The sequence below is a fragment of the Actinoplanes sp. NPDC048791 genome (genome assembly GCF_040650095.1).
Lineage (GTDB): Bacteria > Actinomycetota > Actinomycetes > Mycobacteriales > Micromonosporaceae > Actinoplanes.
The window spans coordinates 1-10,499 of sequence record NZ_JBEZGQ010000216.1; the positions used below are offsets into that span (position 1 = coordinate 1).

Annotated in this window: 10 protein-coding genes; 6 read left to right on the forward strand and 4 right to left on the reverse strand. The window is 73.0% G+C overall.

The window, feature by feature from the left end; all coding sequences use genetic code 11:
• Window positions 1–74 precede the first annotated feature (74 nt).
• The 5 genes from AB0C29_RS17890 (at window position 75) to AB0C29_RS17910 (ending at window position 4,686) form a co-directional block, all read left to right on the forward strand.
• Window positions 75–737, forward strand: a complete 663-nt coding sequence (locus AB0C29_RS17890; RefSeq protein ID WP_360821408.1) for a DUF998 domain-containing protein — start codon at window positions 75–77, stop codon at window positions 735–737.
• Window positions 734–2,008, forward strand: a complete 1,275-nt coding sequence (locus AB0C29_RS17895) for a sensor histidine kinase (RefSeq protein WP_360821410.1) — start codon at window positions 734–736, stop codon at window positions 2,006–2,008. The genes AB0C29_RS17890 and AB0C29_RS17895 overlap by 4 nt, the downstream gene beginning before the upstream one ends.
• A complete protein-coding gene (locus AB0C29_RS17900; protein WP_360821412.1) occupies window positions 2,005–2,661 on the forward strand; it encodes a response regulator transcription factor in 657 nt (218 codons plus the stop codon). The genes AB0C29_RS17895 and AB0C29_RS17900 overlap by 4 nt, the downstream gene beginning before the upstream one ends.
• Window positions 2,662–2,728: 67 nt before the next feature.
• Window positions 2,729–3,622 carry an ATP-binding cassette domain-containing protein gene (locus tag AB0C29_RS17905; protein ID WP_360821414.1) on the forward strand — a complete coding sequence of 298 codons (894 nt, stop codon included), beginning with the start codon at window positions 2,729–2,731 and terminating at the stop codon, window positions 3,620–3,622.
• Window positions 3,619–4,686 carry an ABC transporter permease gene (locus AB0C29_RS17910; protein ID WP_360821416.1) on the forward strand — a complete coding sequence of 356 codons (1,068 nt, stop codon included), beginning with the start codon at window positions 3,619–3,621 and terminating at the stop codon, window positions 4,684–4,686. Before AB0C29_RS17905 ends, AB0C29_RS17910 begins: the two co-directional genes overlap by 4 nt.
• 25 nt (window positions 4,687–4,711) lie before the next feature.
• Here AB0C29_RS17910 and AB0C29_RS17915 read toward each other — a convergent pair whose 3' ends face one another.
• From AB0C29_RS17915 to AB0C29_RS17925, 3 genes are read right to left on the reverse strand one after another with little or no spacing between them, the layout of a single operon-like run.
• On the reverse strand, window positions 4,712–5,299 hold the full coding sequence (locus AB0C29_RS17915) for a TetR family transcriptional regulator (RefSeq protein ID WP_360821426.1): 588 nt from the start codon (window positions 5,297–5,299) through the stop codon (window positions 4,712–4,714).
• Window positions 5,300–5,301: 2 nt separating this feature from the next.
• The gene (locus tag AB0C29_RS17920) at window positions 5,302–7,446 is read right to left on the reverse strand and encodes a YhgE/Pip domain-containing protein (RefSeq protein WP_360821418.1); all 2,145 of its coding nucleotides are present in this window, start codon (window positions 7,444–7,446) and stop codon (window positions 5,302–5,304) included.
• The gene (locus tag AB0C29_RS17925) at window positions 7,443–8,276 is read right to left on the reverse strand and encodes an ATP-binding cassette domain-containing protein (protein ID WP_360821420.1); all 834 of its coding nucleotides are present in this window, start codon (window positions 8,274–8,276) and stop codon (window positions 7,443–7,445) included. The genes AB0C29_RS17920 and AB0C29_RS17925 overlap by 4 nt, the downstream gene beginning before the upstream one ends.
• A gap of 111 nt (window positions 8,277–8,387) precedes the next feature.
• On the opposite strand from AB0C29_RS17925, the gene AB0C29_RS17930 reads away from it, so the two are divergent.
• Window positions 8,388–9,371, forward strand: a complete 984-nt coding sequence (locus tag AB0C29_RS17930; RefSeq protein WP_360821422.1) for an LLM class F420-dependent oxidoreductase — start codon at window positions 8,388–8,390, stop codon at window positions 9,369–9,371.
• Here the strand turns inward: AB0C29_RS17930 and AB0C29_RS17935 are convergent.
• Window positions 9,368–10,207, reverse strand: coding sequence for a GNAT family N-acetyltransferase (locus AB0C29_RS17935; protein WP_360821424.1), 840 nt, complete (start codon window positions 10,205–10,207; stop codon window positions 9,368–9,370). The two genes, AB0C29_RS17930 and AB0C29_RS17935, sit on opposite strands and share 4 nt — an antisense overlap.
• Window positions 10,208–10,499 lie beyond the last annotated feature (292 nt).

The following is a 10,499-nucleotide window of genomic DNA, read 5'->3' on the forward strand; positions in this document are numbered from 1 at the left end:
CCACGATCGTGCGCCGCTCTCCCACACCCACCATTGGATCAGTCCGGGCGCGCGGCCGGGCTACGGTGGAGATCATGGTTGCGCTCGGGTACCGCCACGACCGGGTCGCTGCCCTGGCCGGCGTGGCAGTCCTGGCCGGCGCGCTCACCATGCTCGCCGGGCTGGTCGCCGCGCCCGGCCCCTGGACCGAGGGCTACGTCAGCGAGGCGGGCACGACCGGCATGCCGCTGGCGATCGCGTACCGCTGCGGGCTCGTCGGGCTGGCCGTGGGGGTGGCGCTGCTGGGCCGGGTCCTGGGACGTGACTCGCGGCCGGTGGCGACACTGCTCGGCATCGCGGCGCTGCTGGCCGGCACGTCGGGCGTGGTGCCGTGCACCAGCGGCTGCCCGCTCCCGCCGTACGAGCCGACGACCGTGGCCGACGTCAGCCACACCGCGGCCAGTGTCATCGGCATGGTGCTGCTGGCCGGGGCCATGGCGCTGGTGGCCCTGTCGGCACCCTTCGGGCCGGTGCTGCGCCGCCTGTCCACCACCGCTGTCGCGATCATCGTGCCGCTCGGTGCCGTCCTCGGGCTGACCATGTTGCTGTCCGGGCGCGGGCCGGTGAGCGCCACTCTCGAACGGGCGGCGCTGGTGGTGGCGGTGAGCTGGCTGGTCGGCACGTCGATCGTGGCCGCTACGGTCCGCCGTACCCGCCCGGAAACCAGACCCGGCAGCCGTGCGATCGTCGGTGGATGACGTCCCCGACCGTCGACGCCGGGCCGCGGCCCGGACCGACTCCCCGCCAGCGCCGCATCGACCTCGGCATCGCCGTGGCCATGGCCACGGTCGCGGTGCTCAACGTCTTCCTGGCCCGCAGTGTCGGTCTGTTCGCCTCCAGCTCGGCACCCTCGGTGACCGAGCAGCTCGGTTGGTCACTGGTGGTGACGCTGCCGCTGATCTGGCGGCGCAGCCATCCCGATGTCGTCGCGGTGCTGGTCGCGGTCTTCTTCATCGCGGCTCAGATCCGCGGTTCGCAGGAGCAGCAGCTGGCCTCCGGGGCCCTCTGCGTCGCGATCTACACCCTCGGCGCCTGGGGCCGCAACCGGCGCCGGAGCCGCCGGCTGCGCCTGGTGATCATCGCCGCGATGTTCAGCTGGCTGGCCGTCGCCTGGTTCCTGGCCCACGACGAGGTCTTCGCGGACGGACCGCCCGGCGCCTCCGGCGAGCTGCCCCCGCTGCTGGCGGCCCTGCTCAACAGCGCCATCATCAACGTGGCGTTCTTCGGCTTCGCGTACGCCCTGGGCGAGGCGGCCCGGCGGCAGTGGCAGCTCGAACGGCGGACGACCGAGCTGCGGGCGGCGCAGGCGGTGGCCGGTGAGCGGGCGGTCATCGGCGAACGGGTCCGGATCGCCCGCGAGCTGCACGACGTCGTCGCCCACCACGTGTCGGTGATGGGCATCCAGGCCTCGGCCTGCCGCCGGATGCTGGACAAGGACCCCGAGCGGGCCCGTACGGCCCTGACAGCCGTCGAGGACAGCGCCCGGACCGCCGTGGACGAGCTGCGGCGGATGCTGGGCGCGTTGCGCGACACCGGCGGCGCCGGCGAGCAGCCGCCGGCCGAGGCCACCCTGGAACGGGTCGACGAGCTGGTGGCCCGCGCCCGGGAGGCGGGTCTCACCGCGACCTGCAATGTGTACGGCGACCCGGTGCCGCTGCCCGGTTCCGTGTCGCAGGCGGCGTACCGGATCATCCAGGAGGCCGTGACGAACACCCTGAAGCACGCCCACGCGTCCACCCTGGACATCCGGATCCGGTACCTGGCCGGGGAGCTGGAGGTCGACGTGGCCGACGACGGCCGTGGCGCCGTCCGCGCTCCGGCCGGTGGACTCGGCCTGATCGGCATGCGGGAACGCGTCGCGGTGCACGACGGCGTGCTGGAGAACGGACCGCGCACCGGCGGCGGCTACCGCGTCCGCGCGCGGCTGCCCCTGTCCCGGGCCCTGACCACCGCCGGGGAGCAGCGATGATCCGGGTGCTGCTGGCCGACGACCACCAGCTGGTGCGGACCGGTTTCCGGGCCATCCTGGAGAGCGAGGACGACATCGAGGTGGTCGGGGAGGCCGCCGACGGCATCCAGGCGGTCGCCCTGGCCGGCCGGCTGCGACCCGACGTGATCCTGATGGACGTCGAGATGCCCGGCATGGACGGGCTGGAGGCCACCCGGCGGGTCACCGCGCACGACGGCCCGTCGGTGCTGATCCTGACCACGTTCGACCGCGACGACTACCTGTTCGCCGCGCTCCAGGCCGGGGCCAGCGGCTTCCTGCTCAAGAACGGCACCCCGGAGGCGCTGACCGAGGCGATCCGGGTGCTGGCGGCCGGGGACGCGCTGCTGGCGCCCGCGATCACCCGCCGGGTCATCGAGACCTTCGCCAACCCGGCCCTGCGGCAGCCCGGCGCCGGGACCCGGCTGGCCGAGCTGACCCCGCGGGAGCACGAGGTGCTGGTGCTGATGGCCGGTGGGGCCACCAACGCCGAGATCGCCGGGCGGCTGCGGCTGGGCGAGACCACCGTCAAGACGCACGTGAGCCGGGTGCTCATGAAGATCGGGGCCCGGGACCGGACGCAGGCGGTTGTGCTCGCGTACGAGCTCGGGGTGGTGCGGCCCGGGTCCTCCTAGCGGAGGACCCAGGTGATCATCCTCGGGCCGGACTCGCGGGCGGCGAAAGCGCCCTAGCGTGGTCACCATGACCAACGTGCTGAAAGTCGAGGCCGTCAGTCGCAGCTTCGGGGACCGCCGGGTGCTCGAGGACGTCTCGTTCACTGTGGAGGCCGGGCGGATGACCGGCTTCGTCGGCGCGAACGGCGCCGGCAAGACCACGACGATGCGGATCATGCTCGGCGTGCTCGCGGCGGACGCCGGCGAGGTGACCTGGCAGGGCGTCCCGCTCACCCGGGAGCTGCGGCACCGCTTCGGTTACATGCCGGAGGAACGCGGCCTCTATCCCAAGATGACCATCAGTGACCAGATCGTCTATCTGGGCCGGCTGCACGGGCTGAGCGCCGAGGCGGCCCGCCGCAACACCGCCGCCCTGCTGGAGCGCCTCGGGCTGAGCGACCGCGCCGGCGAGCAGGTGGAGAAGCTGTCGCTCGGCAACCAGCAGCGGGTGCAGATCGCCGCCGCGCTGGTGCACGACCCCGAGGTGCTGGTGCTGGACGAGCCGTTCTCCGGGCTCGACCCGCTGGCCGTCGACGTGGTCGTCGGCGTGCTGCGGGAGCGCGCGTCCGCGGGCGCCCCGGTGCTGTTCTCCAGCCACCAGCTCGACGTGGTCGAGCGGCTCTGCGACGACCTGGTGATCATCGCGGGCGGCCGGATCCGGGCCTCGGGCAGCCGGGCCGAGCTGCGGGCCGGTTACGCGCTTCCCCGCTTCGCCGTCGAGGTCGACACCGACGCCGGCTGGCTGCGCGACCACCCGGGAGTGACGCTGATCGACCTGGACGGCGCCCGCGCGGTCTTCGACCTCGCCCCCGGCGCCGATGACCAGGAGGTGCTGCGCGCCGCGCTGGCCCGGGGCCCGGTCCGTTCCTTCGGTCCCGTCACGCCGTCGCTCGCCGAGATCTTCCGAGAGGTGAACCAGTGACCACCCTTGCCGCCGCCCGGCTCGTCGCCGCCCGCGAGATCCGGGTCAAGCTCCGGGACAAGACCTTCCTGATCAGTACGGCCTTCTTCCTGCTGATCGCCATCGCCAGCACCGTGCTGCCGGGGCTGCTCGACGGCGGCCCGGCCAAGGTCGCCACGACCGACCGTACGGTGGCCACGGCGCTGCAGCAGGCCGGCCTGGAGGTGCGGACGGTCACCACCGACGCCGAGGCGGAACGGCTCGTGCGCGACGGCGACGTGGAGGCGGCCGTGGTCGCCGGCCCGACCGTGCTCGCCCTCGAGGAAGCCCCGAGCGAGGTGGTCGAGGCGCTCAGCACCGCGCCGCCGGTGCGGTTGCTCGACCCGGACGCCACCGACCCGTTCCTGGCCTTCGTCGTGCCGTTCGCGCTGGCCTTCCTGTTCTTCATGACCTCGTTCACCTTCGGGCTGCAGATCGCGATGAGCGTGACCGAGGAGAAGCAGACCCGGATCGTCGAGATCCTGGTGGCCAGCGTGCCGGTACGGGCGCTGCTGGCCGGCAAGGTGGCGGCGATGACGTTGCTGGCGTTCGGGCAGATCGCCCTGATCGCGGTGGTCGCGCTGGTCGGGATGCAGATCGCCGGGGTGGACGCGGACGTGACCGCCCTGGTCGGGCCGACGATCGCCTGGTTCCTGCCGTTCTTCCTGATCGGCTTCATCATGCTGGCCACCCTGTGGGCCGGGGTGGGCGCCCTTGCAGCGCGGCAGGAGGACATCAACGGCGCCTCGGCACCCTTGCAGCTCGCGGTGATGGGCCCGTTCTTCGCGGTGCTGTTCCTGCGGGAGAACGCCGCGGCGATGACCGCGCTGTCCTACATCCCGTTCTCCGCGCCGATCGCGATGCCGGTGCGCCTGTTCACCGGGGACGCGGCGGGCTGGGAGCCGGTGGTGTCCCTGCTCGTGCTGGCGGTCTCCACGGTGGTGTTCCTCGCCGTCGGCGCCCGCGTCTACGAGGGGTCGCTGCTGCGCACCAACGGGCGGACGTCCTTCGCGACCGCCTGGCGCAGCCGCTCCACGGTCGGCTGACGCCTCGCTTGTGCCGCCGGGTCGCTCAAGCGACCCGGCGGACGATCGACAGCAGGGACTGCTCGACGTCCTCGATGGACCGTTCCGGCTGGAACACCAGCCAGTCGACCGCCACGACCAGCCCCACCCCGAACAGCGCCGACGAGGCCACCCGCACGTCGAGGTCATCGGGCAGATCCCCGGAGTCGACCCCGGCCTGGACGGTCTCGGCGATCACCCCGATCGCCTGCTCCCGCAGCAGCACCAGCGTCTGCTGCCACTCCCGGTTGGTGCGCCACATCTCCGAGAGCAGCAGCTGAGCGAAGGCCCGGTACCGGCGGATGTACTCCAGCTGGGCCCGGATCAGCGCGTCGACCGCCTCCCGGGGCGGCAGGCCGGCGACCGCCGCCCGGAACTCGTCGGTGAGCAGCCCGATCCCGTGCCGCAGCAGCTCCTCGAAGAGAGCCGTCTTGGAGGCGAAGTTGTAGTAGACGGTGCCCTTGGCGACCTTGGCCCGCAGCGCGATGTCGTCGACCGTGGTCGCCGAGAAGCCCTGCTCGGCGATGAGCTCCACCGCCGCCTCGAACAGGCGCTGCCGGGTGTCCTCACGCCTGCGGGTCCGTCCGTCCACGATTGTCAGATCACCAGCTCCGGATGCAGGTCGGACGGGGTCAGCCGCCGCGACCGATGGGCCACCGCCACGGTCAGGGCCAGCGCCGTGAGCCCGTAGCCGAGCAGCGCCAGTGCGCCGGTGACCACCGTACCGGCCGGGCCACCGTCGATCGCGTGGCGCAGGGCGTCCACGACGTAGGTCATCGGCAGCAGCGGGTGCACGGCCTGGAAGAAGTCCGGCGAGGTCTGCACCGGGTAGGTGCCACCCGACGACGTCAGCTGGAGCATCAGCAGGGCCAGCGCGGCGATCCGGCCGGCCGGGCCGAGCGCGGCCCCGAGCAACTGCATGATCGCCGCGAAGGCGGTCGCCGTCAGCATCAGCAGACCGAGGGTGAGCAGCGGGTTGACCGGGTTGAGGCCGAGGCCGAAGACCACCACGGCGAACAGCAATGATGCCTGGGTCAGCCCGATCGCCACCGCCGGCAACAGCCCGGCCAGCGCCACCCGGTACGCGGGCGCCCCGGACACCACGTACCGGCGGTTCAGCGGGCGCAGCACCATATAAGTGATCATGGCACCCACCCAGAGCGCCAGGGCCAGGAAGTACGGGGCGAAACCCACGCCGTACGTGGCGGCCGGGTGGCGCACCGTACGGTTCAGGGCGACCGGGTCGCTGAGCACGTCCGCGCGCTGGGACGGGTCGTCGCCGTACCCCGGCAGTTGCTCCGCCCCGTCGGCCAGCCCGGACGCCAGCTTGGCGGTACCGCTGCGCAGGTCACCGAGGCCGGAGGCGAGCTGATGGCCGCCGGTCGTCAGCGAGTCGAGGCCGCCGTCCAGCTCACGCGCGCCGGACGCCAGCCGGAAGATCCCCCCGCGCAGGTCGTCGGCCCCGGCCGCGGCATCGGCGGCCCCGCTGTTGAGCCGCTGGGCCCCGGTGGCGAGCTCGCCGAGGCCGGCGGCGAGCCGGTCGACGCTGCTGCGGGCGTTGGCGACATCGTCGGCCAGGTGCGGCGCGGCCTTCGCGACCTCACGGGCGGTCGCGGCGACCTCGTGCAGCCGGGCGCTCAGCGCGTCCAGGTCGGCGGAGTGGACCGTGGACTGCACCCGCTCGGCCGCGCTGACCAGCTGCCGCACGAGGTCCTTCATCTCGGCCAGCTGCGGGGTGTCCTCGGGCAGCGCGTTGATGTACTTCTGCAGCTCCCGGGCCCGCCGCACGGCGTCCCCGGCTGCGTCGTCCAGCTTGTCGACGTTGCGGGCGAGCAGGTCGGCGCCGTCGGCCACCTGGTCGGCGGCGTCGGCGATCAGCTCGGCGTTCTGCCGCAGCAACGGCTCGACCTTGTCGGCGGCGGTGTCGACCGCGGTCGCGAGCTGCCGGCCGCCGGCCGCCGCCTGCTGCGTACCGGTGGCGAGCTGGGCCGCCCCGGCCTGCAACGTGGCCAGGCCGTCGGCGAGGTCGTCGGCGCCCTGCGCGGCACTGCCGAGACCGTTGGACAGCTGCCCGGCGCCGCGGTCGGCGTCGGTGAGGCCGCCGGCCAGCCGGTCGGCGCCGCTGCTCGCGTCACTCACCCCGTCCTCCAGCTTCGCGGCGCCGTCGGCGGCCCGCTCGGACTCCTTCTTGGCGTCGGTGAAGCCGATCAGCATCTTGTCGAAATAGCCGGCCTGGGCCCGCTGGGCGGCGGCGGCCTGGACCTCCTGGAACGCGGTCCGGGAGAAGACGCCGGAGAGGTAGTTGGTGGCGTCGTCGTTGATGACCACCAGCCGGGAGGACGTCGGGGTGGCGTCGGGATCCGGGCCGGTGGTCAGGTCCTGGGAGAAGTCCCGCGGAATGCGCAGAGCGAGCTGGTAGCTGCCGTCGGCGAGGCCGGCCTGGGCGCCACGCTCGTCGGTGACGTGCCAGTCGAAGACCTCCCGCTTGATCAGCTCATCGGCGAGATCCTGGCCGGCGTGGACCTTGGTGCCGTCACTGGCGGTGGCGGTGACGTCCTCGACGACGAGGGCGGCGGGGATGTGGTTGAGCCGGCCGTAGGGGTCCCAGAAGGCGTAGAGGTAGAGGGCGCCGTAGAGGAGGGGGACCACGCAGAGGACTACGAGGGCGGCTGCGGGGAGGCGGCCGCGCAGGAAGCGGCGCAGCTCGAAGCCGGCGAGCCGGACGCTGGACAAACCGGTCATGACTTCTCCTCCTGCGCGTTGCCGTCGGGCTGGGGGTCGCTCTCCCCCGCCGCCGGGTCTCCGTCGGCCCGCGTCTCCGCTTCGGCTTCCGCCTCGGTCCCGGCCGGCGAATCGGCTTCTGCGGCCACCTCCACCTGAGCCGGCGCCTCAAGATCAAGCGCTGCTTCGGTCTCGGTCGCTGTGCCCTGATCCGCTTCGTGTTCCTCCACCGGCGACTGCCACGCGGCGTCATCAACGACGGCCGGTGCCGGCTCCGGCGATTGCGCCGCACCGAGCCGTACCACTGTGGACACCCGTCCCGGGTCGACCTCGCGCGCCGTCACCAGCACGGCGATACCGTCCGCCGCGATCGACTCCAGCTGCGCCCACAACTCCCGCGTCTCGCCCGCGTCCAGACCTTCATCCACCGCATCCAGCGCGATCACCCGAGGCCGTTCCAGCCGAGCCAGCACCAGCCCCAGCAACTGCCGCTGGAACGGGCTCAGCTCGTACCCCTTCAGCTGCGGGTCAAGGCCGAGCAACGGCACCTGCCCGGCCTCCCGCGGGGGCCGGCCGGTCAGCAGCAACCGCTCCCGCACGTGCTCGATCACCGTGAGCACCGGCTCGGGCGCCGTCACGTCGGGCACCCAGCCCAGCGCGGCCGACCCGGTGACCCGGCCCGCCGTGAGCTTGAAGCGGTGCGACAGCGCGAGCAGCACCGTCGTCCGCCCGCTGCCCGGCGGGCCGACGATCGCCACGATCTCTCCCGGCTCGACGCTCACGTCGAGGTCTTGGAAGAGCCACCGGCGGCGGTGGCGTACGCCCGCCCCGGTAGCGGTCAGAACCGGCATCACGACACCCACTTTTCGAACTGACTGGTCAGTTCAAATAGTTGCTCGTGATGCCCGTCGATGGAAGTGACAGTGGTGGACCTCACCTCGATCACAGGGCAGGATCGGGAGATGCCGACGCGATGGGGAATGACCGTACCGCTGGGCGGGGTGCCGCTGGCCGAGCACGCCGCGGTGTTCGCAGCCCTGGCCGACGCCGGTTTCACCGACTTCTGGTCATCCGAGGTGGCCGGCACCGACGCCTTCACCCCGCTGACCCTGGCCGCCGCCTGGCAGCCGCAGGCCCGGCTGGGGACGGCGATCACTCCGGTCTTCACCCGCGGCCCGGCCCTGCTCGCGATGACGGCCGCCGCGCTGGCCGAGGCCGCGCCGGGCCGGTTCCAGCTCGGCATCGGCGCGTCTTCTCCGGTCGTCGTCGGTGACTGGAACGCGGCCGACTTCACCAAGCCGTTCGCCCGCAGCCGGGACATGCTGGAGTTCCTGCGCGCGGCGCTGGCCGGCGAGGTGGTCGACCGTGAGTTCGAGACCTTCCGGGTCCGTCGTTTCAAGCTCGAGCGCCCGCCCGCGACCCCGCCGGCGGTGCTGCTCGCCGCTCTGCGTCCCGGCATGCTCCGGCTGGCCGCGTCCGCCGCCGACGGCGTGATCCTGAACTGGCTGGCGGCCACCGACGTGCCCCGGGCGCTGGCCGAGGCCAAGTCCGACCGGCCGGACTTCGACGTGGTGGCGCGCATCTTCGTGTGCCCGACCGAGGACGCCGCCTACGCCCGTACGGTCGGCCGCCGGATGATCGCGGCCTACCTGACCGTCCCGGCGTACGCGGAGTTCCACCGCTGGCTCGGCCGCGAGCCCGCCCTGGCTCCGATGTGGACGGCGTGGGCGGCCGGCGACCGCAAGGGCGCGCTGGCGGCGATCCCGGACGAGGTGGTGGACGAGCTGATCGTGCACGGCTCACCGACGCAGTGCCGCGAGCACGTGGCGCGTTACGCCGCGGCCGGCGTCGACGTCCCGGTGATGGCCCTGGTGCCGACGCCGGAATTGCAGCAGGGCGGCGCCGCGGCCCTGGGTGAGCTCATCGCCGGGCTGGGCCGGCCTTAGAAGAGGACGGTGGCGAAGCTGCCGTTCGGCACGAAGCCGCAGCGCGCGTAGACCCGGCGGGCGGGCGCGTTGTAGTCGTTGACGTACAGGCTCACGGTGGGTGCCACCCGGCGCAGCGCGTCGCGCAGCACCGCCGCCATCGCTCCCGCGGCCATGCCGTGCCCCCGGAACTCCGGGTCGACCCAGACTCCCTGCACCTGCGTGGTGCGCCGGGTGACGATGGCCAGCTCGGCCTTGAACACGACCCGGTCGCCGACGAACCGCGCGTAGGCCCGCTTCGAGCGCACCAGCTCGGAGATCCGCCGCTTGTAGCCGCGCCCGCCGTCGTCGATCAGCGGCGAGACGCCGACCTCCTCGGTGTACATCGCCACCGCGGCCGGGAAGAGCTGGTCCACCTCGCCCGGCTGCACCAGGCGCACCTCGGGGTCGGGGGCGATCGGCGCCTCCCGGTCGGCGACCAGCAGCGGCTGGTGCGGCCGCACGTCACGGGCCGGACCCCAGTGCCCGCCGAGGCGTTCCCAGAGGTCGAGCACGGCGTCGGCCCGCCCGATGATCGACGAGCAGATGCGCGGCTCGGCGCCGAGCAGGTCGGCGTAGGCGGCCACCGCGGCCGGCGTTGTGCACACCGGCACGAGGTGAGCGCCGGACCAGCAGAGCGATTCGATGCGGCGGCCCGTGCCGTACCCGTAGATCCGGCCGTCGGAGCGCCACCAGTTGAGCCCATGCGCAGCCACACGCTCGGCGATCTGCGCGCCGGCGTACGGGTCTTGGTCGAGGATCCGCTCGACCGTCGCCCGCTCGGACTCGCCGAGCTGGCGGATGGGCACCGTCAACACAGCTACCAGATTGCCAGATGGCAGGCCGGATACACCCGCGCCGCCCCCTCCGATCGGAGAAACCCTTGCGTCTGACATGTTGCCGATATATCGTCTAACTATCGACAACAGATCGGAGAAGGTCATGCGACACCACCACATGCACGAGGGCCACGGTCACCCCGGCAGCCTGCGCGAGGGCCTCATGCGCGGCTTCGGCTTCCCGCCCGGATTCCCGTTCGGCCAGGGCGGCCCGGGCTTCGGCGGTCCCGGATTCGGCGGCTTCGGCCCCGGCGGGCCAGGCGGGCGCGGC

Coding starts and splice junctions, on each gene's coding strand:
- AB0C29_RS17890 (WP_360821408.1), top strand. CDS start 75: ATGGTTGCGCTCGGGTACCGCCACGACCGGGTCGCTGCCCTGGCCGGC.
- AB0C29_RS17895 (WP_360821410.1), top strand. CDS start 734: ATGACGTCCCCGACCGTCGACGCCGGGCCGCGGCCCGGACCGACTCCC.
- AB0C29_RS17900 (WP_360821412.1), top strand. CDS start 2,005: ATGATCCGGGTGCTGCTGGCCGACGACCACCAGCTGGTGCGGACCGGT.
- AB0C29_RS17905 (WP_360821414.1), top strand. CDS start 2,729: ATGACCAACGTGCTGAAAGTCGAGGCCGTCAGTCGCAGCTTCGGGGAC.
- AB0C29_RS17920 (WP_360821418.1), bottom strand. CDS start 7,446: ATGACCGGTTTGTCCAGCGTCCGGCTCGCCGGCTTCGAGCTGCGCCGC.
- AB0C29_RS17925 (WP_360821420.1), bottom strand. CDS start 8,276: ATGCCGGTTCTGACCGCTACCGGGGCGGGCGTACGCCACCGCCGCCGG.
- AB0C29_RS17930 (WP_360821422.1), top strand. CDS start 8,388: ATGCCGACGCGATGGGGAATGACCGTACCGCTGGGCGGGGTGCCGCTG.